Below are 20,491 nucleotides of genomic sequence, written 5' to 3'. Positions count from 1 at the left end.
GCGTTTCACATCAGCCGGGGCGCTCTTGCAGCGCCTCAGGACTGCGTTTCCGGATCGCGAGTTCATCATGCGATCGCAGGGGCAGGTCCGTTTTATCCGCGTGTCTTCGCGCGTCCAGGTGATCGCCGCCGGTATCGCGGTGGCAACGCTGGGCAGCTGGTGCGCCTCCTTGGGTGCGCTGGCGTTCAACCAGGCTTCGACCGACACCGCGCGTGCCGCGCTGGTCGAGCGCGAATCCCGCGTGGCCGAGGCCGAAGGCAAGGTGGCGCGTGACCGGCACCGAATGGAGACGCTGACGGCCGACCTGGTCCGCCGGCAGCAGTTCATCCGGCAGGTCGTCGATGCGCACCTCGGTGAGCTGCCCGAAGATGCGGGTATGGCGGCCGAGCCGGCGCGTGCTCGGCCGGCCGACAGGATCTCGATGGGCGCGCCCTCTCCCGACCTCCTGGCCCAGGTCGAGGCCGACCAGCTCGCGCTGGTGGCGCGGCTGACGCGCTACGCCGATGCGCGCTCGGAGGCCGCGATCGCGTCGATTCGCCGCCTGGGGCTCAACCCGGCCGCGATGGTCCGCTCGGCCCGCACGGCCGAGGGTGGTCCGCTGCTCAAGCTCGCGACATCGAGCGACGGCAGCGTCGATCCGCGCTTCGCGCAGATGGGCCGCAGCCTGGCGCGGATGGGGGCGCTGGAGAACGGCCTGGCTTCCATCCCGCAGGTCAGCCCGGCCCACGTCGCCTATGTCTCGTCGAGCTACGGCTACCGGGCCGATCCGTTCACGGGTGGTGCCGCATTCCATGCCGGGCTGGATTTCCCCGGGCCGATGGGCTCGCCGATCTATGCCGCCGCGAAGGGCCGGGTCACCTTCGTCGGCCAGAAGCAGGGTTACGGCAACTGCGTGGAAGTGACTCACGGCAACGGCCTGATGACCCGCTACGGCCACCTTTCCGGGTTCCGCGCCCGCGTCGGCCAGGAGGTCGAGGCCGGAGCGCTGATCGCCGCGATGGGCAGCACCGGTCGCTCGACCGGCCCCCATCTCCATTTCGAAGTGCGGGTGAACGACCGCCCGGTCAATCCGCGCCCCTTCCTCGACGCAGCCCGCAACGCCCACAAGGAGAACCACTGAGATGGCAAAGGCGTTCATAAGCGCTCGTAGCGCCCCCACCGGCGCCACGAGCTTCTCGATGCTCGGTGCCGACACCACCATCACCGGTAACGTCCAGGCCAGTGCCGACCTGCACATCGACGGCAGCATCGATGGCGACATCGCCTGCAACGCCCTGGTCCAGGGCGAGGCCAGCGAGATCAGCGGCGCGGTCCGGGCCGAATCGGTGCGCATCGCCGGTCTGGTGCGCGGCTCGGTGGCGGCGCGCGAGGTGGTGATCCTCAAGACCGCCCGGATCGAGGGCGACGTCGCCTACGACGCGCTGACGATCGAGCAGGGTGCGCGGCTGGAAGGCAGGCTGACCCCCAACGGCGGGCAGATCCCGCCGGTGATCGCGCAGCTGCCGGCGAGCGCTCCGGAACTGGTGCTTCCCGCAGCCGAGTGACGCGGGGCCTCGGGGCGGCCAACGAAAAAGGGGGACACGGCGCCAGCCATGTCCCCCTTTTTCGTTGGCTTGAAGGCTTGGGCTTACTCGCCGCGTTCCTCGGCCTCGGCAGCGCGCTTGGCTTCGAGCCAGGCGGCGACTTCGGCCTCCTGCGCAGCCTCGCTGGCGGCCCGGGCGGCGGCTTCGCGCTCGGCGCGCAGTTCCTCGATGAGAGCCTCGCGGTCGTCGACCAGGCGCTCGTCGCCCTGCCCGGAGTCCTCGATCCCGGCCTTCTTCGCCGCCTTGGCGACGAGCGCGTCGAGTTCGCGCTGCGAGCACAGGCCCAGGGTCACCGGATCCTTGGGGGTGATGTTGTTGATGTTCCAGTGCGAGCGGTCGCGGATCGCGGCGATCGTGTTGCGCGTGGTGCCGATCAGCTTGCCGATCTGCGCGTCGGACACCTCGGGGTGGTTGCGCAGGATCCAGGCGATGCCGTCCGGCTTGTCCTGGCGCTTGGAGACCGGCGTATAGCGCGGCCCCTTGGTGCGGCTGGCGGTCACCGGCACCTTGTGCATCCGCAGCTTGTAGTCCGGGTTCGCCTGGCCCTTCTCGATCTCCTCCATCGTCAGCTCGCCCGAGCGCACCGGATCGCGGCCGGTGTACTTGCTGGACGCCAGGTCGTCCGCCATGGCCTGGACCTCCAGCAGGTGCAGGCCGCAGAACTCGGCGATCTGCTCGAAGGTGAGCGACGTGGTGTCGACCAGCCACGAGGCGGTCGCGTGCGGCATCAGCGGAGTGGGCTGGCTCATGTCTCTATCTCCGGCGGAAACAATAAGGGCCGCCCCTTCGCGGAGCGGCCGTACCGGGCCGATCTAGGCAATCTTTGCGGATTCGGCAAGCAAAAGGGCGCATTTTTCGCGATGGTTCCACGTGGAACCCCCGCGGCGGGGGCGGCCGTCCTCACGCCTCTAGGACGATCTTGCCGATATGGTCGCCGGCTTCCATGCGGGCGTGCGCGGCGGCCGCTTCGGCCAGCGGGAACCGCCGGTCCATGACCGGGCGCAGCTGCCCCTCGCCGACCAGCGGCCAGGCGTTGTCGCGGATCTCCTGCGCCAGGAGCGCCTTGAACACGTCGGAACGGGGCCTTAGCGTCGAGCCAGTGAGCACATAGCGCCGCGTCATCACCACCGCCATGTTGATCTCCGCCTTCGCGCCGCCCTGAATCGCGATGGTGACGTGCCGCCCGTCCGGGGCAAGGCACTTGAGGTTGCGGGGAACATAGCCCCCTGCGACCATGTCCAGCACCAGATCGACCCCCCTTCCGCCGGTCAAGCGGGCGACTTCCTCGACGAAGTCGCTGGTCCGGTAGTCGATCGCATGGTGCGCGCCGATCGCCAGCGCCGCCTCGCACTTCGCCGCGGAGCCGCAGGTGACGATCACCGTCAGCCCGAAGTGGCGGGCGAGCATGATCGCCATGGTGCCGATGCCGCTGGTCCCCCCATGGGCCAGGATCGTCTCGCCCTCGCGCGCGTGGCCGCGTTCGAAGACGTTGTGCCAGACGGTGAACAGCGTCTCGGGGAGCGCCGCCGCCTGGTCCAGCGGCAGGCCGGCCGGGACCGGCAGGCAGTGGTCGGCGCGGGCAAGGCAGTACTCGGCATAGCCCCCGCCCGACACCAGCGCGCAGACCGGCTGGCCGATCTCCGGCGCCGCCACCCCCTCGCCCCGCGCCACCACGATGCCCGCGATCTCGAGCCCGGGGATCGGCGAGGCGCCCGGCGGCGGCGGGTAGTGGCCCTGCCGCTGCACCACGTCCGGGCGGTTCACGCCGGCGAAGGCGACCTTGACCAGGACCTCGCCGGGACGGGGGCGCGGGACCGGGACGGTCTGGGTGCGAAGGACCTCGGGCCCGCCCGGAGCGTCGTATCCGATGGCGGTCATGGTATCGGGAAGTTCGGCTGACATCCTGCGCGTGTTGCCACACTGTCGCCGGCTTGGGGAACACCTTTTCGGCCCATTGACAGGTGCCGCATACAGTCCGATGCTGCAACGCAATGGACGATGACGAACGACCGCGGCGGCGGTCGTCCGAGGGTGACTTCGGCGCCGCCAGCCTCCTCGCCAGCGAAAGCCTGGAGCGCTACTCGCTGGACGAGCTCGACGCGCGAATCGCGCTCCTGAGGGCCGAGATCGACCGCGTGGCCGCCCATCGGGACCGGTCCTTCGCGCACCGTTCCGCCGCCGAAGCGCTGTTCAGGCCCCGATCATCATGACCGCAGCAGGTTCGCCTCGCCACCCGCACGGGCGGGCTCCCGGGCAACCTCGCAACGCTGCCGATCGTTACTATATCGATGCAGACACCATGACCCGCCAAACTCCCCCGCAAGGAGAGTCGTCCCTTCCAATGAAAGTCTCCTAAATGCCAAGTTTCGCGCAAAGCCTTGAAAAGACCCTGCACTCGGCTCTGTCTCACGCGTCTGAGCGGAGCCACGAGTACGCGACGCTCGAGCACCTCCTGCTCGCGCTGATCGACGACAGCGACGCAGCCCAGGTCATGCAGGCATGCGGCGTGGAGCTTGGCGACCTGGGCGATGTGGTGCGCCAGTACCTCGACCAGGAATACCAGTCGCTCAAGACCGAGGAAAAGGGCGATCCCGCTCCAACCGCCGGTTTCCAGCGCGTGATCCAGCGCGCGATCCTGCACGTCCAGTCCTCCGGCAAGGATACCGTGACCGGCGCCAACGTGCTCGTCGCCCTGTTCTCCGAGCGGGACAGCTATGCCGTCTACTTCCTGCAGCAGCAGGACATGAGCCGTCTCGACGCGGTCAGCTACATCAGCCACGGCATCGGCAAGGGTGGCAAGCGGATCGAGGATCGCAATCCCAAGGGCGCGGAGGAAAGCCCGCCCACGCCCGAGGACAAGGCCGAGGCCAAGTCCGCCGGCAACAAGAAGGATTCGGCGCTCGACCAGTTCTGCGTCAACCTCAACGAGAAGGCGCTGGGCGGCAAGGTCGATCCGCTGATCGGCCGCGGCCCCGAAGTGGACCGCACGATCCAGATCCTGTGCCGCCGTTCCAAGAACAACCCGCTCTACGTGGGCGATCCGGGCGTCGGCAAGACCGCCATCGCCGAGGGCCTGGCGCGCAAGATCGTCGAGGGCGAGGTGCCCGAGGTGCTGGCCGAGGCGGTGATCTACTCGCTCGACATGGGCTCGCTGCTGGCGGGCACGCGCTATCGCGGCGACTTCGAGGAGCGTCTCAAGCAGGTCGTCTCCGAACTGGAGAAGATGCCGCACGCGGTCCTGTTCATCGACGAGATCCACACCGTCATCGGCGCGGGCGCCACCAGCGGCGGCGCGATGGACGCGTCCAACCTGCTCAAACCGGCGCTGTCGGGCGGCACGATCCGCTGCATCGGGTCGACCACCTACAAGGAGTTCCGCAACCACTTCGAGAAGGACCGCGCACTGCTGCGCCGGTTCCAGAAGATCGACGTGAACGAGCCCTCGGTCGAGGATACGATCAAGATCCTCAAGGGCCTGCGCACCGCCTTCGAGGAGCATCACCGCGTCAAGTACACGCCCGATGCGATCAAGACCGCGGTCGAGCTTTCGGCGCGCTACATCAACGACCGCAAGCTGCCGGACAAGGCGATCGACGTGATCGACGAGGTCGGCGCGATGCAGATGCTGGTGCCCCCCAGCCGCCGCAAGAAGACGATCACCGCCAAGGAGATCGAGGCCGTGATCGCGACGATGGCGCGCATCCCGCCCAAGTCGGTCAGCTCCGACGACAAGAAGGCGCTGGAGAACCTCGAGCGTGACCTGAAGCGGGTGGTGTTCGGCCAGGACAAGGCGATCGGCGTGCTCTCCACGGCGATGAAGCTCAGCCGCGCCGGCCTGCGCGATCCGGACAAGCCGATCGGCTCGTTCCTGTTCAGCGGCCCCACCGGCGTCGGCAAGACCGAAGTCGCGCGCCAGCTCGCCAGCATCATGGGCATCGAGCTCAAGCGCTTCGACATGTCGGAATACATGGAGCGCCACTCGGTCAGCCGCCTAATCGGCGCGCCTCCGGGCTACGTCGGCTTCGACCAGGGCGGCCTGCTGACCGACGCGATCGACCAGAACCCGCACTGCGTGCTCCTGCTCGACGAGATCGAGAAGGCGCACCCGGACCTGTTCAACATCCTGCTGCAGGTGATGGACAACGGCCGGCTGACCGACCACCACGGCAAGACCGTGGACTTCCGCAACGTGGTCCTTATCATGACCACCAACGCGGGCGCATCGGACATGGCCAAGCAGGGCATCGGGTTCGGCGACACCTCGAAGGCGGACGCCGGCGACGAGGCGGTGAAGCAGATGTTCACCCCCGAATTCCGCAACCGCCTCGATGCCATCGTGCCCTTCGCCTACCTCGGCAAGGACACGATCAGCCGGGTGGTGGACAAGTTCATCCTCCAGCTCGAGCTGCAGCTGGCGGACCAGAACGTCCACATCCAGTTCGACTCGGATGCCCGCGCGTGGCTGGGCGACCGTGGCTACGACAAGCTCTATGGCGCGCGCCCGATGGGCCGCGTGATCCAGGAGAAGGTCAAGCAGCCGCTGGCCGAGGAACTGCTGTTCGGCAAGCTCGCCCACGGCGGCGAGGTGCACGTCTCGGTCAAGGACAACGCGCTGAACTTCGAGCTCACGCCCTCCGCGCCCAAGGTGTCGAAGGCGAAGAAGGCACCAGTGAAGCGGGCGAAGAAGCCCGGCACCCAGCCGGAGACGAGCTCGGACGACTGATCCGAGTTGCGCCTCGGTTGCGGGGGCTTCGACAAGCTCAGCCTGAGCGGGGTTGAGAGCTGCGCGAGCTGGAAAGCCGGGGCGTGCTCCCGGTGGAGATAGGTGGGGCGGGACTGGGAGTGTGCATCCCGTCCCGCTCACCCTGAGCCTGTCGAAGGGGCCCGCACCACGCACCCCCCGCTTGCCGGGAACCTCCCGGTTTTCCAGGTCTTTTCTCATCCATGCCCCGCGAGTTCTCCTGGATCCGGCCCGAGCCCTGGGGCATCCATGTCGTCCCGGCCGATTGCTGGATCGACCCGGCCCGCCCGGTCGATCGCGCGCTGGTGACGCATGGGCATGCCGACCACGCCCGCGGCGGGCATGGCGAGACGTTCGCCACGCCCGAGACGCTGGCGATCATGAAGCTGCGCTACGCCACCGAGGCGGGCGCCGTGGGCGTGCCTTACGGCGAGCGCATCGCCCTGCCTGGCGCGGTCCATGCCACCTGGATTCCGGCCGGCCACGTCCTCGGCTCGGCGCAGATCCTGCTGGAGCATGCCGGGGAGCGCATCGTCGTGACCGGCGACTTCAAGCGCCGGCCGGACCCCACCTGCCCGCCCTTCGAATGCACCCCCTGCGACGTGCTCGTCACCGAGGCGACGTTCGGCCTGCCCGTCTTCCGCCACCCGCCGGTGGAGCAGGAGATCGCCAAGCTGCTCGCCGCCCTCGCCGCCAATCCCGAGCGCTGCGTGCTCGTGGGTGCCTATGCGCTGGGCAAGGCGCAGCGCCTGATCGCGGAGCTGCGCCGCGCCGGGCACCGCGAGACCATCTGGCTCCACGGCGCGATGGAGCGCATGTGCCGGCTCTACGAGGACTGGGGCGTGGACCTGGGCGACCTGCGCCTGGTGTCGGATGCCCGCAAGGAAGACCTGGCAGGCCGCGTCGTGGTGGCGCCGCCCTCCGCGCTCAACGATCGCTGGAGCCGCCGCCTGCCCGATCCCATCACCGCCATGGCGTCCGGCTGGATGCGCGTGCGGCAGCGGGCCCGGCAGCGGATGGTGGAGCTGCCGCTGGTGATCTCCGACCACGCCGACTGGGACGAACTGACGCAGACCGTGGTGGACGTGAACCCCGCCGAGACGTGGATCACCCATGGGCGCGAGGAGGCGATGCTGCGCTGGTGCCAGCTCAACCAGCGCGAGGCCCGCGCGCTGGCGCTCGTCGGCTACGAGGACGAGGATGACTGACATGGCGGCCGCGACCTGAATGGAGGAGTTCGCCGCCCTGCTCGATGCGCTGGTCTATACCCGCAGCCGCAACGCCAAGCTCAAGCTCCTGGCCGACTACTTGCGCGACACGCCCGACCCGGACCGCGGCTGGGCCCTGGCCGCGCTGACCGACGGGCTCGACTTCCCGGCGGTGAAGAGCGCGACCATCCGCAACCTGCTGACCGAGCGCGTCGACCCGGTGCTGTGGACGCTCAGCCGCGACTACGTGGGCGATTCGGCCGAGACCGCGAGCCTGCTCTGGCCCGAGCCTCCGCAGCCGCCCTCGCCCCCGACAGTGGCGGAGGCGGTGGAGGCGCTCTCGCGCATGACCCGCGCGAACGTCATGGTCGAGCTGCCGCGCCTGCTCGATCGCCTCGATGCCAACGGCCGCTACGCGCTGCTCAAGATGGCGACCGGCGCGATGCGCATCGGCATCTCCGCCCGGCTCGCCAAGACCGCCTTCGCGCAGGCCTTCGACGTCGCCGTGGAGGACGTGGAGGAGCACTGGCACGGGCAGGCCGCGCCCTACGCCCCGCTGTTCAACTGGGCCGCCCACGGCGCGGAGCCGCCGCATGCCGAGGACCTGCCGCTGTTCCGCCCCTTCATGCTCGCGCACGGACTGGACGACGCGCAGGTCGACCTGGCCGACTACGCCGCCGAGTGGAAGTGGGACGGCATCCGCGTCCAGGTGGTCCACGCCCGCGGAGAGCACGGCCACGGCGACACCCGGGTCTACTCGCGCTCGGGCGACGACATCTCCGGCACATTCCCCGAGATCGCCGAGGCGCTGCCCATCGAGGCCGTGCTCGACGGCGAGCTGCTCGTGCGCGGGGCGCACCAGGGCGGCGAGGAAGGCGGCGCCGCGAGCTTCAACGCGCTGCAGCAGCGGCTCGGCCGCAAGGCCGTCAGCCGCAAGATGCGCGAGGACTATCCCGCCTTCGTGCGCCTCTACGACGTGCTGGTGCTCGAGGGCCGCGACCTGCGCCCGCTGCCCTGGGCCGAGCGGCGCGCGGCGCTGGAAGCGCTGCTGCCGCGGCTCGATCCCCAGCGCTTCGACATCTCCGCCGTGATCGAGGCGGCCGACTTCGCCGAGCTCGCGGCGATCCGCGAGCGGGCGCGCGACGATGCGATCGAAGGCGTGATGCTCAAGCGGCGCGACAGCCCCTACGTCGCCGGGCGCAGGACCGGGCTGTGGTACAAGTGGAAGCGCGATCCGCTGCTGGTCGACTGCGTGCTGATGTACGCCCAGCGCGGCTCGGGCAAGCGCAGCTCGTTCTATTCAGACTACACCTTCGGCTGCTGGGACGGCGATCCCGACGCGGGCGCCGAGCTCCTCCCCGTCGGCAAGGCCTACTTCGGCTTCACCGACGAGGAGCTGAAGTGGCTCGACCGGTACGTCCGCAACCATACGGTGAACCGCTTCGGGCCGGTCCGCGAGACCGACAAGTCGCTGGTCTTCGAAGTGGCATTCGATTCGGTGCATGCCAGCAAGCGGCACAAGTCCGGCGTCGCGATGCGCTTCCCCCGCATCAGCCGCATCCGCACCGACAAGCCGGCGCACGAGGCGGACACGCTGGAGACCCTGCGCGGCCTCATCCGCGATTGACGCCGATCAAGTTCCACGTGGAACCTGTGTGCCAAGGACCGTGGCTCCACCCTCCTGCACCGGAGACCTGCCCTGTCCGCCCCCCTGTCCGCCGCCCAGTCCGCGCCCCTGTCCAGCACGCCCTACGAACGCCTCGGTGGCGCGCCGGTGTTCGCGGCGATCGCCGAGCGCTTCTACGACCTCATGGAGACCGACCCGGCCTATGCGCGCCTGCGGGCCATGCACGCCCCTGATCTGGCGCCGATGCGGGCGTCGCTGCCGCGCTTCCTCGCCGGGTGGGCGGGCGGGCCGCGCGACTGGTTCGAGGCGAACCCTGGCCGCTGCATGATGAGCCTGCACAAGCCGATGACGATCGATGCCGATGTCGCCGGGCAATGGGCCGAGGCGATGGAGCGCGCCATCGCCGAGGTCGCGCCCGAGCCGGCCGACATGGCCGCGGCGATGAGCGAGGTGCTGGGCCGGCTCGCACGCGGCATGGCGCGCTGAGGCGCGGGCGCGTCAGCCGGAGACCTTGAACTGCTTCTCGCGGCTGGTGGCGCCGCGCAGCAGCGTCACCCGCGAAGGAGCCACTCCCAGCGCGCGTGCGAGCAGGTCGCGCACGGCCGCGTTCGCCTGGCCGTCCTGCGGCTTGGCGCGGACCCGGGCGAGCACGCGCCCGTCGACGATCTGCAGCGCCTCGCCGCTCGCGCCCGGAGTGACCCGCAGCACCAGCCGCCCCTCGCCGTCGAGCAAGGCGCGCAGCGCCTCCGCCGCAGCGAGGTCGGCGCCGGGCCGCGCCATCAGTGCGCCTGCCGCAGCGCCTCGGCGTGCATGCGGCCGTTGATGACGTAGCCCTTCACCCCCGCCTGGTTGGCGGCCAGCGCCGCCTCGTCGAGGTCGCGCAGGTACTTGGCCGGGCGCCCCATCCAGAGCTGGCGCGCGCCGATCCGCTTGCCGGTGAGCTGCGCGCCGGCGGCCAGCATGCCCTCGCTCTCGATATGGCTGCCGTCCATCACGATCGCGCCCAGCCCCACGAAGGCGCGGTCCTCCAGCGTGCAGCCATGGACCATCGCCAGGTGCCCGATCAGCACGTCCTCGCCGATGATCGTGGGATAGCCCTCGGGCCGCGAGGGCTTGGGGCTGTCGCAATGGACCACGCTGCCGTCCTGGATGTTGGTCCGCGCGCCGATCACGATCCGGTTCACGTCGGCGCGGATCACACAGTTGTACCAGACGCTGGCGTCCGGCCCGATCTCGACGTTGCCGATGATCCGGCAGCCCGGGGCGATGAAGGCGCTGGAATGGATCCGCGGCCCCTTGCCGTTGATCGCGATCAGCGTGATGTCGGTGCGCGTCTCCATCCTCAGTTCCCCGTCAGCCTGCTCCAGCGCACATGGGACAGGATCGAGGCGTGATCGTCGGTCCAGGGTTCCGCTGCGCGGTCTTCGAGCCTCTTCCATGGGCCATCCGGACGCGCGTGCGCAAGCCTGTCGAGCACCCCGGCATCGCGCGAGAGGGCGATCCAGCGCGAGGGCGTGTAGCGCGCGGTGTCCTCGGGGACGTCCAGCCGGGAGAGCGCGCCCCAGCCGCCGGCGCGGGCATTGGCCCCCACCACCGGCGCGAGGTCGATGTAGCGGTTGGAGATGTGCAGCAGCAGCAGGCCGCGCGGGCCCAGCGCCCGCCCGTACACCGCCATGGCCTCGCGCGTGAGCAGGTGCATGGGGATGGCGTCGGACGAGAAGGCGTCGATCACCAGCACGTCGAACCCGGCCGCCGGCTGCTTCGCCAGTTCCACCCGCGCGTCGCCGATGACGACCCGTGCTGCGGGCGTGCAGTCGCGCAGGAAGGTGAAGCGTCCCTGGGTGGAGAAGCGCAGCACCACCGGATCGATCTCGAAGAAGGTCCAGCTCTCCCCCGGCCGCGCCTGGCACGCCAGCGAGCCGGTGCCGAGCCCGACCACGCCGACGCGGGCCCGCGGCCCCTCGATCGCGGGCGTCGCCCGGAGCGCCAGCGCCACGCCCGAACCCGGCCCGTAGTAGGTGAGCGCGTCCGAGGCATGCCCGCGGTCGAGCGACTGCATGCCGTGGAGCGTCGTTCCATGCGCCAGCGTGCGCAGCTTCTCGTCGGCGTCGTCGCGCACGGTGTAGATGCCGAAGTAGCTGCGCGTGCGCAGGCCTTCCAGCGAGGTGCGGATCGTCCAGATGCCGCCCTGCCCCAGCATGGCGAAGACCAGCACCGCCAGGAACGCGCCGCGCCAGGCCATCACCAGGATGCCGATTCCCGAGAGGAACACCGTCAGCAGTACCATCGCCAGCTCGCTTCCAGGCTCGCCGTAGTCGGCGGCGAGCAGCCAGGCGAGGAACAGGGCGAAGCCCACCAGCACCAGCATCGCGATGCGCGCCATGCCGGGGTCGAGATCGCCCCGGCTGCGCCAGCGCAGCAGCGGCTCGAGCGGCATCAGCGCCGCCGCGGCCAGGACCAGCAGGGGATGCTCCCAGGTCCAGTCGAACACCAGCGGCGCCAGCAGCGCGGTGAACATGCCGCCGAGCGCGCCGCCCGCCGACATCGCGAGGTAGAAGCGCGTGAGCTGCGCCGGGCCGGGCCGCAGGTCGTAGAGGCGGCCATGGAGCGCCGTGGCGGTGGCGAACAGCAGCAGGCAGGTCCCGCCCACCTGCCACACGGTGCCCGACGCGTTGGACAGCATCGCCTGGCTGCCGGTGAACAGCACGAGGACGGGCGCCACCAGGCTCACCGCGCGCGCCGGGACGCGCCGATCGGCGAAGGCGACGACGAAGCTCAGCAGGTAGAGCCCGAGCGGGATAACCCAGAGCAGCGGCATCGCGAAGATGTCGGTGGTGAGGTGCGTCGTGGTCGACAGCATCAGGCCCGAGGGCACGGCGGAGAGCAGCAGCCAGAGTGTCACCGTTCGCCATCCCGCAGGCGCGCGCGCCGCGGCGGCCGCTTCGACGGCCGGCACGACAGGGAGCTTGCGGCGACTGGCGGCGGTGGCCGCCACGAGCACCACCAGCAGCCCATAGCCGGCGGACCAGGCGAGGCTCTGCGCGCGCAGCGTCAGCAGCGGCTCGGCCAGCAGCGGATAGGCGAGCAGGCCTGCGAAGCTGCCGAGGTTCGACGCGGCGTAGAGCGCCCAGGGCGCCCCGGCGTCCGGATCGGCGGCGAACCAGCGCTGCATCAGCGGCGCCTGTGCGGACACCACGAAGAACACCGGGCCGATGCTGAGGCCGAGCAGCAGCGGCACCCACAGTGCCTCGGCCAGGCCTGCCGCCGCCGGCAGCGCGCGCAGGCCGACCGGCAGGGTCAGCCCGGCGAGCAGCAGCAGGGCGAGATGCACCGCCGCCTGTCGGCGCAGCGGCAGCCGGCCCAGCAGGTGCGCATAGGCGTAGCCGGCCAGCAGCAGCGCCTGGTAGACCAGCATGGCGCTGTTCCAGACGTTGGGCGCGCCGCCCAGGCGCGGCAGCGCCATGCGGGCGACCATGGGCTGGACCAGGAACAGCAGGAAGCTGCCGGTCAGGACGGTCCCGACGAACAGCCCGCGCCGGGGGCCGGCACTGCGCTGCACCGTCAGTCCGCGCCGCGCCGCGCGTGCCAGGCATCCGCGGTGATGGAATGGACGATGGTGTTCCCGATCGGCGGGACGAAGCGCGGGTCGACGAAGTCGAGCGCCTCGCGCCGGGCCATGCCGAGGCGGAGCATCAGCCCCCAGCTGCCGGCGTTCTCGATGTTGGTGAGCGCGAAGATCTCCGCCGCGCCGAAGCGATCGAAGCCGGCGTCGAGCGAGGCCGAGGCGGCTTCCCGCGCATAGCCCTGGCCCCACGCCTCTTCCCGCAGGCGCCAGCCGATCTCCATCTCGCCGGGAAAGCCCGCGCCCGGCGCGTCGATCACCTTGAGCCCGCAGAAGCCGAGCATCTCGCCGGCGAGCGCGCCGCCGTCATCCCTGCGCTCGACGATCCAGAAGGTGTGGCCCAGCCGCTGCTGGAAATCGAGAACGCGCGTCTCGAAGGCTGCGACCTTCTCCGCGTCCATGACCCCGCCCAGCCAGCGCATCACCGCGGGCGTGTTGGTGACCTCGGCGAAGCGCGCGATGTCACCCTCGCGCCACTCGCGCAGGACCAGCCGCGCCGTCTCGATGCGCAGCTCAGCCACGGAGCAACCGCGCGGCGTGGGCGGCGTGGTAGGTCAGCACGCCCGAGCAGCCGGCGCGCTTGAACGCCAGCAACGTCTCCAGCACCAGCGCGTCCCGGTCGCCCGCACCCGCGGCCACGGCCGCCTCGATCATCGCGTATTCGCCGGAGACCTGGTAGGCGAAGACCGGAACCTCGAAGCGCTCCTTCACGCGGCGCACGATGTCGAGGTAGGGCAGGCCCGGCTTGACCATGACGGTGTCGGCGCCCTCGGCCAGGTCCATCGCCACCTCGCGCAGCGCCTCCTCGGTGTTGGCGGGGTCCATCTGGTAGGTCTTCTTGTCGCCCTTGAGCAGCCCGCGCGATCCCACCGCGTCGCGGAAGGGGCCGTAGAACGCCGAGGCGTACTTGGCCGCATAGCTCATGATCTGGACGTTGGCGTGGCCGGCATCCTCCAGCGCGTCGCGGATGGCGCCGATGCGCCCGTCCATCATGTCGGAAGGCGCGATGATGTCCGCTCCCGCCGCCGCCTGGTTCAGCGACTGCCCCACCAGCGCCTCCACGGTCTGGTCGTTGAGGACGTAGCCGGCCTCGTCGACGAGCCCGTCCTGGCCGTGGCTGGTGTAGGGATCGAGCGCGACATCGGTCAGCAGGCCGATCGAATCGCCGAGCGCATCGCGGATCGCGCGGATCGCGCGGCACATCAGGTTGTCGGGATTGAGCGCCTCGCGCCCGTCCTCGCTGCGCCGCTCGGGCTGGGTGTGCGGGAACAGCGCCAGGCACGGGATACCGAGCTCGACCGCCTCGCGCGCGCGCTCGACGATGCCGTCGACGGACCAGCGCGAGACGCCCGGCAAAGAGGCGATCGGCTGCTGCGCGCCCTCCCCTTCGGTGACGAACAGCGGCCAGATCAGGTCGGCGGGCGTCAGCACGGTCTCGCGGTGGAGCGCACGGCTCCAGGCGGTGGCGCGCACGCGGCGCAGGCGGGTGTGGGGATAAGTGCCGGTCATGCGCGGTTGCTTGCCGCAAAACACCTGCGCGTTCAATCGCGGCCGCTTGCGAAGTGGGCGCACCGGGTTGCGCCTAGGGACCGCCGGTCAGTCCGCCAGCTTGTCGATCTCGCGGCGGGGCTGTTCCCCGCCCCCCTGCCCTGGCCCCTGCCCCAGCCCCTGCCCTGGCCCCTGCTCGGGCGCCAGCGGGGCCAGCGCGGCACCGGGGGCGACGGCGAGCAGCGCACGCAGCCGCGCCTTGAAGGCGTCGCGCTCGCGCCCGTCGATCTGCGGACGCGCGACGATCGCGATCTTCGCCGGGTTGATCGTGCGCCCGCCGCGGTAGGCCTCGAAGTGCAGGTGCGGCCCGGTCGACAGGCCGGTCGAGCCAACGTAGCCGATCACCTGCCCGGCGCGGACGCGGGTGCCGCCGCGCACGGCGATGCGGCTCATGTGGCCGTAGCCGGTGGCCAGCCCCCCGCCGTGCTGCAGGCGAACGTAGTTGCCGTGCCCCCCGTGGCGGCCCGCGAAGGTCACCACGCCTTCGGCCACGGCATGGATCGGCGAACCGTAGGCGGCGCCGAAGTCGATCCCGGCATGCATGCGCACATAGCCGAGGATGGGGTGGCGGCGGGCGCCGTAGGGCGAGGTGATGCGCCCTGCGACCGGCTGCCCCACCGGCACGCTGCGCGCCTGCCCCACCGCGCCGGCCGGCACCATCTGGCCGTCCTTGCCCCAGCGCACCAGCTGGAGCCGGGGCTTGCCGCCTTGCTCGACGCCGGCATAGAGCAGCTCGCCCACCTGCCGCTCGCCCTTGGCCGAGCGCCGGTAGGAGACGATCATGTCGAACGCGTCGCCCGGCTTCAGGTCGCTTTCGAGGCTGAGATACTTGTCCACCGCGCGCAGGTACGACTGGATCGCCGCGACCGGCGCACCGGCGTTGCGCGCCGAGCGGTAGAGGCCGGCTCCCACGTTGCCGCGGATGCGCAGCGGCGTTGCGTCCACCGCGATCGGGCGGCGCTCCAGCACCAGGGCGCCGGCTTGCCTTCGGATCGCGAGGTCGAGGTCGAAGCGGGCGCGAAAGTCCAGCGACTCCAGCGCGCGGGGCGCGCCAGCCTGCGGGCGCCTGCCGAGTGTGATGTCGAAGGGCGTGCCCGGCGCCAGCTCGCCGGCCGGCACCGCCTGCGCCACCAGCTGCGCAACGCGCGCCGCGTCGCCCGCCCCCAGGCCGGACCGCTCCAGCATCTGCGCCAGACTGTCGCCCTGCGCGAGCGTGGAGACGAGCTGGATCGCCGGCCGCTCGGGAACGCCGGCCAGGGGATGCACGCGGGGCGTCGCGCCCATGCGCCGGCCGCTGCCGGCGCCGTAGGCCAGCGGGGCGATCGACTGGCTGCGGAATTCCTCGCGTTCACGCGGGCCGAGCGGCATGGCCGCGGCCGCCTCCACGCGCGTGAAGTCCGGGCAGAACGCGAGCGCGGTCGCGCCCAGCCCCAGCATCGTGGCAAGGCCGCGCCACCAGGTCCGGCTGCCGATGTCGCTGGCGAGGTCGGGCGCCAGCTCGACGCGCCGGCACAGCGCCTCCACCGCCGCGCGCCCTTGCACGAGGCGCGCGCGCAGACCCGGGGCTGGCGGGGGCAGGTCGCCGGCGCCCGACGCGGCGCGCTGCGGGAAGGCGAGCACGACGGAGGCGCCGGTCGGCGCCGGAGTGGGCGGGGGCGCCGCCCGCAGCAGCGCCGCAAGCGCTGCGCCTTCATGATCGTTGCGGTCGTGCTTCAGCGCCTTGGACAAAACGCGCGGTCCCTCATCGCAAGTCTGGGTCGAAACTGGGGTCGCGATCCGTGTCGCACCCCTCCACCGGCCCGCCGGGCCTCGCGCATGTGCCCTGCCGGAGCAAGGTTAAGACCCACCTAAGATTGTGGGTTCGCAGGCTCTTTTCGCCGAGCCGAGTCTTGCGGGCGGCGAGTCGCGGTGCCACATTCCGGGGGTAATGGCACAGGACCGGCACGCCTCGGCAGGAAGGGACGCCCCCGGCGCGGTGAAGGCGGTGCTCGGCCCCACCAACACCGGCAAGACCCACCTCGCGATCGAGCGGCTCTGCGCCCATTCCAGCGGCATGATCGGCTTTCCCCTGCGCCTGCTGGCGCGCGAGGTCTACGACCGGGTGGTGGCGATCAAGGGCGAGAAGAACGTCGCCCTCATCACCGGCGAGGAGCGGATCGAGCCGAAGGACGCGCGGTACCTGCTCTGCACCGCCGAGGCCATGCCCGTCACCGAGAAGAGCATGGCCTTCGTCGCCGTGGACGAGGCGCAGCTCGGCGCCGACCGCGAGCGCGGCCACGTCTTCACCGACCGCCTCCTCCACGCCCGCGGGCGCGAGGAGACGATGATCCTGGGCTCCTCCACGGTCGAGCCGCTGGTCCGCGCGCTGGTGCCCGAGGCCGAGATCGTCACCCGCCCCCGCTTCTCGACGCTGACCCATGCCGGGGCCCGGAAGCTCAGCCGGGTGCCGCCGCGCAGCGCCATCGTCGCCTTCTCGGCCGAGCAGGTCTACGCCATCGCCGAGATGCTGCGGCGCTTCCGCGGCGGCGCGGCGGTGGTGATGGGCGCGCTCAGCCCGCAGACCCGCAACGCCCAGGTCGCGCTCTACCAGTCGGGCGAGGTCGACTACCTCGTCGCCACCGACGCCATCGGCATGGGCCTCAACCTCGATGTGGAGCACGTCGCCTTCGCCGGCCTCTCCAAGTACGACGGCCGCCGCCATCGCCGCCTGACCCCGTCCGAGATGGCGCAGATCGCCGGACGCGCGGGGCGCCACCAGAAGGACGGCACCTTCGGCACGCTCACCGGGTCCGGCGGGCACGATTCCGAGTTCGAGCCGGAAGAGGTCTACGCGATCGAGGAGCACCGCTTCGCGCCCTTGACAAAGCTGTTCTGGCGCGAGCCCGAGCCGCGCTTCGACAGCCTGGCGACGCTGATCGCCGACCTGGAGATGCCCCCGTACCGCTCCGAGCTGGCGCCCGCGCCCGAGGCGATCGACCTTGCCGTGCTCAAGCGGCTGGCCGACGAGGCCGGCGTGGCCGACAGCGTGCGCGGAGCGGGCCAGGTGCGCCGCTTCTGGGAAGCCTGCCGCCTGCCCGACTTTCGTCAGCAGGGCGTGGAGACGCACGCCCGCTTCGTCGCCCGGCTGTGGCAGGACTTGCGCGAGGGCGAGCTGGGCGCGGACTTCGTGGCCGCGCAGATCGCGCAGCTCGACCGCACCGGCGGCGACATCGACACGCTGCAGGGACGCATCGCCGCGATCCGCTCCTGGGCCTACATCGCCCAGCGCCCCGACTGGGTGCTGGCGCGCGACGAGATGGCCGCCCGCGCCCGCGCCGTCGAGGCCCGGCTCTCGGACGCGCTCCACGGCAAGCTCACCGAACGCTTCATCAACCGGCGGACCGCCGTGCTGATGAAGAAGCTCGGCCCCGACGCCGGGCTGCTCTCGGTCCGGCTGGAGGACGAGGAAGTGCTGGTCGAGGGCGAGCACATCGGCTCGCTGCGCGGCTTCTCGTTCCAGGTCGATCCCGGCGCGCGCCTGAGCGACCGCAAGCTGCTGCTGGCGGCGGCCGAGAGGCACCTGCCCGGCTTGTTGCACAAGCGCGCCGAGATGCTCGTCGCGGCCGTCCACGCCGGCGAGGCGCAGATCGCGCTGGAGGATGGCGCGCTGGTCTGGGATGGACAGAAGCTGGCGACGCTGGGCCCGGGCCGCGCGCTCGTCACCCCGGTCCTCGTGCCCGACCGCAGCCTCGACGCGGTGCCCGCGCCGGCGCGCAAGGCGCTGGTCGCGGCCCTCGAAGCCTGGCTGGAGGGCGCGCTGGCGCCGCTGGCCCCGCTCGCCCGCCTGGAGGAGGCGAGCCGCACCGCCGAGGCGGGGCCGGACTTGCGCGCGCTGCTGATTGCGCTGGTGGAGCGCGGCGGCATGGCCTCGCGCCCCGAGTCCGGGGTGGACCGCCTCGACAAGGACCGGCGCGCGATGCTGACGCGCCTGGGCGTGCGGGTGGGGACGCTGGACCTGTTCGTGCCGGCCATGCTGCGCCCCGCGCCGATGGCGCTGTGGCGACAGCTCGCGCGCGTCACCGGCCAGCGCGACGGCGCCGCGCCCCAGGCCGAGATTCCGCTAACCGAGATGCCGCCCGCGATGCCCGCCGGCCGCCACCGCCCGCCGCCCGGCTACCGCAGCCTCGGCAAGCAGGTCCTGCGGCTCGACATGGCGGAAAAGCTGCTGCGCGAGGCGCATGAGGTGCGCGGGCGGGACAAGGCGCCCAACCGGGACAAGGCGCCCAGCCGCTCGGGCTTCGCGCTCGATCCCTCGCGCGCGGTGTCGATGGGCCTGACGACCGCGAGCTACGCGCGGCTCCTGCGGCTCGGCGGGTTCCAGCCGGTGATGCCGCGCCCGTTGGCTGCGGATGCGCACGGGCCGCCGGCGCCGGTGCGCTGGCGCTGGCGCCCTCCCCACCGCGAGGCCGGGCCGGAGCAGCCCGCCACGGTCCACCGCGAGGGCGCCTTCGCGGTCCTCGCGGACATGATGCGCTGATGCAGGCGGCACGGGGAGGCGACGGGTGAGGATAGACAAGCTGCTGTGGTACTTGCGCCTCGCCCGAACGCGCCCGGTGGCGCAGGCGATGGCCGAAGAGGGACACATGCGCCTCAACGGCCGCCGCATCGACCGCGCCCACCAGAAGATCGCGCTGGGCGACGTGCTCACCGTGCCCGTCGCCGGCGGCGTGCGCGTGATCGAGGTGCTGTCGCTCCCCGTCCGCCGCGGACCGGCGAGCGAGGCGCAGGAGTGCTACAGAGTGCTTGACGGCAGGCCCGCTGATCCCATAGCAGCGGCCCACTCGCTCGATGCCCAAGGAAGGAACACGCACCCATGACGTATGTCGTCACTGACGCTTGCATTCGCTGCAAGTACATGGACTGCGTGGAAGTGTGTCCGGTCGACTGCTTCTACGAGGGCGAGAACATGCTCGTCATCAACCCCAGCGAGTGCATCGACTGCGGCGTGTGCGAGCCCGAGTGCCCGGCCGAGGCGATCCTGCCCGACACCGAGAGCGGGCTCGAGCAGTGGATGGAGCTCAACGCCAAGTACTCGGCGGAATGGCCGAACCTCACCTCCAAGCGCGACGCGCCCGAGGACGCGGACGAGCACAAGGGCGAGGACGGCAAGTTCGAGAAGTACTTCTCGCCGGAACCCGGCGAGGGCGACTGAGTTTTTCCCTGCGGCCGGGCGACCGTTCAGGCTCGCTCCGGCGCCCGCCCGAAACCCCCGGGCGGCCCCGCCGAGGGCGGAAACCGAAACGTTTCCGCGCCTCTGGCATTTTTGACATATCGGTGCTATATAATCGTTCAACTGCCCGGGTCTTCGCCCGTTCGGCAGGCATTTTCATTTGCGAGGCAGGGTTCGAAAAGCAGACGACTGGGAGAGAGATCTGACCGGGCGGCGAAGGCGTTGGCGCGTCTTCCATGTCGCACCCCCGGTTCTCTTCCATGTCCGAAACGATGGGAACCCTGCAGGTGAAAGGATTATACATGGCAACCAGGGCCGATGCCTTCGATGTTGGTGACTACGTCGTTTATCCCAAGCACGGCGTAGGTCGTGTCATCGAGCTGCAGAAGCAGGAAATTGCCGGGATGCAGCTCGAGCTCTACGTGCTGCGCTTCGAGAAGGAGCGCATGACCCTGCGCGTTCCCGTCAACAAGGTCGAAGCCATCGGCATGCGCAAGCTGTCCTCGGACAAGACGCTGCGCGAGGCGCTCGACACGCTCAAGGGCAAGCCCAAGGTGAAGCGCACCATGTGGTCGCGCCGCGCCCAGGAATACGAGGCCAAGATCAACTCGGGCGACCTGGTCTCCATCGCCGAGGTTACCCGCGACCTGTTCCGCGCGGACGACCAGCCGGAGCAGAGCTACTCCGAGCGCCAGATCTTCGAGGCCGCGTCCTCGCGTCTCGCGCGCGAGCTGGCCGCCATGGAAAAGACCGACGAGCCGGCCGCGCTCAAGAAGATCCTCGTGATCCTCAACGAGCATGCGCCCAAGTACTACGAGAGCGCCGAGACCGCCTGAGCGGCCCGCGCCTGCGCGAATCCGAAAAGGGGCCGCTTCCGCAAGGAGGCGGCCCTTTCGTTTGCAGGCGCTTCTCCTGCAGGCGCTTCTCCTGCAGGCCAGGACGCCATGCCGATG

General features: G+C 70.8%; 19 protein-coding genes. 11 read left to right on the top strand and 8 right to left on the bottom strand.

Translation table 11 applies throughout. The features are described from left to right. Window positions 1-100 precede the first annotated feature (100 nt). Both ACFFJC_RS18560 and ACFFJC_RS18555 read left to right on the top strand, forming a co-directional pair. Complete coding sequence (locus ACFFJC_RS18560; RefSeq protein ID WP_379488881.1) at window positions 101-1,120, top strand: M23 family metallopeptidase; 1,020 nt, start codon at window positions 101-103, stop codon at window positions 1,118-1,120. Between the two features lies 1 nt (window position 1,121). After that, window positions 1,122-1,544, top strand: a complete 423-nt coding sequence (locus ACFFJC_RS18555) for a bactofilin family protein (protein ID WP_379488880.1) — start codon at window positions 1,122-1,124, stop codon at window positions 1,542-1,544. Window positions 1,545-1,627: 83 nt separating this feature from the next. Here the strand turns inward: ACFFJC_RS18555 and ACFFJC_RS18550 are convergent, their stop codons facing one another. Next, a complete protein-coding gene (locus ACFFJC_RS18550; RefSeq protein WP_379488879.1) occupies window positions 1,628-2,332 on the bottom strand; it encodes a DUF1013 domain-containing protein in 705 nt (234 codons plus the stop codon). Window positions 2,333-2,483: 151 nt separating this feature from the next. Further along, the gene (locus tag ACFFJC_RS18545; protein ID WP_379488878.1) at window positions 2,484-3,485 is read right to left on the bottom strand and encodes an NAD(P)H-quinone oxidoreductase; all 1,002 of its coding nucleotides are present in this window, start codon (window positions 3,483-3,485) and stop codon (window positions 2,484-2,486) included. Between the two features lie 89 nt (window positions 3,486-3,574). Here ACFFJC_RS18545 and ACFFJC_RS18540 point away from each other — a divergent pair, with 89 nt between their 5' ends. From ACFFJC_RS18540 to ACFFJC_RS18520, 5 genes are all read left to right on the top strand, one after another. Further along, the gene (locus ACFFJC_RS18540; protein ID WP_379488877.1) at window positions 3,575-3,793 is read left to right on the top strand and encodes a DUF1192 domain-containing protein; all 219 of its coding nucleotides are present in this window, start codon (window positions 3,575-3,577) and stop codon (window positions 3,791-3,793) included. 146 nt (window positions 3,794-3,939) lie between these two features. Continuing rightward, window positions 3,940-6,306: an ATP-dependent Clp protease ATP-binding subunit ClpA gene (gene clpA, locus ACFFJC_RS18535; protein ID WP_379488876.1), complete on the top strand. Its 2,367-nt coding sequence runs from the start codon at window positions 3,940-3,942 to the stop codon at window positions 6,304-6,306. A 221-nt stretch (window positions 6,307-6,527) separates the two neighbouring features. Beyond that, window positions 6,528-7,532, top strand: a complete 1,005-nt coding sequence (locus ACFFJC_RS18530) for a ligase-associated DNA damage response exonuclease (protein WP_379488875.1) — start codon at window positions 6,528-6,530, stop codon at window positions 7,530-7,532. A 19-nt stretch (window positions 7,533-7,551) separates the two neighbouring features. Next, on the top strand, window positions 7,552-9,159 hold the full coding sequence (locus tag ACFFJC_RS18525) for a cisplatin damage response ATP-dependent DNA ligase (protein ID WP_379488874.1): 1,608 nt from the start codon (window positions 7,552-7,554) through the stop codon (window positions 9,157-9,159). An 84-nt stretch (window positions 9,160-9,243) separates the two neighbouring features. After that, window positions 9,244-9,645, top strand: coding sequence for a group II truncated hemoglobin (locus ACFFJC_RS18520; RefSeq protein WP_379488949.1), 402 nt, complete (start codon window positions 9,244-9,246; stop codon window positions 9,643-9,645). A 12-nt stretch (window positions 9,646-9,657) separates the two neighbouring features. Here ACFFJC_RS18520 and ACFFJC_RS18515 read toward each other — a convergent pair whose 3' ends face one another. The 6 genes from ACFFJC_RS18515 to ACFFJC_RS18490 form a co-directional block, all read right to left on the bottom strand. Then, a complete protein-coding gene (locus tag ACFFJC_RS18515) occupies window positions 9,658-9,939 on the bottom strand; it encodes a DUF167 domain-containing protein (protein WP_379488873.1) in 282 nt (93 codons plus the stop codon). Further along, window positions 9,939-10,499 carry a gamma carbonic anhydrase family protein gene (locus tag ACFFJC_RS18510; protein WP_379488872.1) on the bottom strand — a complete coding sequence of 187 codons (561 nt, stop codon included), beginning with the start codon at window positions 10,497-10,499 and terminating at the stop codon, window positions 9,939-9,941. The genes ACFFJC_RS18515 and ACFFJC_RS18510 overlap by 1 nt, the downstream gene beginning before the upstream one ends. Before the next feature lie 2 nt (window positions 10,500-10,501). Then, on the bottom strand, window positions 10,502-12,718 hold the full coding sequence (locus tag ACFFJC_RS18505) for a fused MFS/spermidine synthase (protein WP_379488871.1): 2,217 nt from the start codon (window positions 12,716-12,718) through the stop codon (window positions 10,502-10,504). 2 nt (window positions 12,719-12,720) lie between these two features. Beyond that, entirely contained in the window at window positions 12,721-13,302 is a 582-nt protein-coding gene (locus ACFFJC_RS18500) for a GNAT family N-acetyltransferase (protein WP_379488870.1), read from the bottom strand. Next, window positions 13,295-14,290 carry a porphobilinogen synthase gene (gene hemB, locus ACFFJC_RS18495; RefSeq protein WP_379488869.1) on the bottom strand — a complete coding sequence of 332 codons (996 nt, stop codon included), beginning with the start codon at window positions 14,288-14,290 and terminating at the stop codon, window positions 13,295-13,297. The genes ACFFJC_RS18500 and hemB overlap by 8 nt, the downstream gene beginning before the upstream one ends. Before the next feature lie 87 nt (window positions 14,291-14,377). Then, window positions 14,378-16,057: a M23 family metallopeptidase gene (locus ACFFJC_RS18490; RefSeq protein ID WP_379488868.1), complete on the bottom strand. Its 1,680-nt coding sequence runs from the start codon at window positions 16,055-16,057 to the stop codon at window positions 14,378-14,380. Between the two features lie 199 nt (window positions 16,058-16,256). On the opposite strand from ACFFJC_RS18490, the gene ACFFJC_RS18485 reads away from it, so the two are divergent. From ACFFJC_RS18485 to ACFFJC_RS18470, 4 genes are all read left to right on the top strand, one after another. Further along, on the top strand, window positions 16,257-18,845 hold the full coding sequence (locus ACFFJC_RS18485; RefSeq protein ID WP_379488867.1) for a helicase-related protein: 2,589 nt from the start codon (window positions 16,257-16,259) through the stop codon (window positions 18,843-18,845). Between the two features lie 25 nt (window positions 18,846-18,870). Further along, window positions 18,871-19,185 carry an RNA-binding S4 domain-containing protein gene (locus tag ACFFJC_RS18480; protein WP_379488866.1) on the top strand — a complete coding sequence of 105 codons (315 nt, stop codon included), beginning with the start codon at window positions 18,871-18,873 and terminating at the stop codon, window positions 19,183-19,185. Continuing rightward, the gene (gene fdxA / locus ACFFJC_RS18475) at window positions 19,182-19,520 is read left to right on the top strand and encodes a ferredoxin FdxA (protein WP_379488865.1); all 339 of its coding nucleotides are present in this window, start codon (window positions 19,182-19,184) and stop codon (window positions 19,518-19,520) included. The genes ACFFJC_RS18480 and fdxA overlap by 4 nt, the downstream gene beginning before the upstream one ends. 320 nt (window positions 19,521-19,840) lie before the next feature. Next, the gene (locus tag ACFFJC_RS18470; protein ID WP_379488864.1) at window positions 19,841-20,374 is read left to right on the top strand and encodes a CarD family transcriptional regulator; all 534 of its coding nucleotides are present in this window, start codon (window positions 19,841-19,843) and stop codon (window positions 20,372-20,374) included. Window positions 20,375-20,491: the final 117 nt, after the last annotated feature.

Source organism: Novosphingobium soli, assembly GCF_042432915.1.
Taxonomy (GTDB): Bacteria; Pseudomonadota; Alphaproteobacteria; order Sphingomonadales; family Sphingomonadaceae; genus Novosphingobium; species Novosphingobium soli.
This window is presented reverse-complemented; position numbering and strand designations above follow the sequence as displayed.

What these genes read in the sequence shown, in the direction of transcription:
- ACFFJC_RS18530 (WP_379488875.1), top strand. Translation starts at nt 6,528, where the DNA reads ATGCCCCGCGAGTTCTCCTGGATCCGGCCCGAGCCCTGGGGCATCCAT.
- ACFFJC_RS18515 (WP_379488873.1), bottom strand. Translation starts at nt 9,939, where the DNA reads ATGGCGCGGCCCGGCGCCGACCTCGCTGCGGCGGAGGCGCTGCGCGCC.
- ACFFJC_RS18470 (WP_379488864.1), top strand. Translation starts at nt 19,841, where the DNA reads ATGGCAACCAGGGCCGATGCCTTCGATGTTGGTGACTACGTCGTTTAT.
- fdxA (WP_379488865.1), top strand. Translation starts at nt 19,182, where the DNA reads ATGACGTATGTCGTCACTGACGCTTGCATTCGCTGCAAGTACATGGAC.
- ACFFJC_RS18510 (WP_379488872.1), bottom strand. Translation starts at nt 10,499, where the DNA reads ATGGAGACGCGCACCGACATCACGCTGATCGCGATCAACGGCAAGGGG.
- hemB (WP_379488869.1), bottom strand. Translation starts at nt 14,290, where the DNA reads ATGACCGGCACTTATCCCCACACCCGCCTGCGCCGCGTGCGCGCCACC.
- ACFFJC_RS18485 (WP_379488867.1), top strand. Translation starts at nt 16,257, where the DNA reads ATGGCACAGGACCGGCACGCCTCGGCAGGAAGGGACGCCCCCGGCGCG.
- ACFFJC_RS18550 (WP_379488879.1), bottom strand. Translation starts at nt 2,332, where the DNA reads ATGAGCCAGCCCACTCCGCTGATGCCGCACGCGACCGCCTCGTGGCTG.
- ACFFJC_RS18540 (WP_379488877.1), top strand. Translation starts at nt 3,575, where the DNA reads ATGGACGATGACGAACGACCGCGGCGGCGGTCGTCCGAGGGTGACTTC.
- clpA (WP_379488876.1), top strand. Translation starts at nt 3,940, where the DNA reads ATGCCAAGTTTCGCGCAAAGCCTTGAAAAGACCCTGCACTCGGCTCTG.
- ACFFJC_RS18555 (WP_379488880.1), top strand. Translation starts at nt 1,122, where the DNA reads ATGGCAAAGGCGTTCATAAGCGCTCGTAGCGCCCCCACCGGCGCCACG.
- ACFFJC_RS18525 (WP_379488874.1), top strand. Translation starts at nt 7,552, where the DNA reads ATGGAGGAGTTCGCCGCCCTGCTCGATGCGCTGGTCTATACCCGCAGC.
- ACFFJC_RS18545 (WP_379488878.1), bottom strand. Translation starts at nt 3,485, where the DNA reads ATGTCAGCCGAACTTCCCGATACCATGACCGCCATCGGATACGACGCT.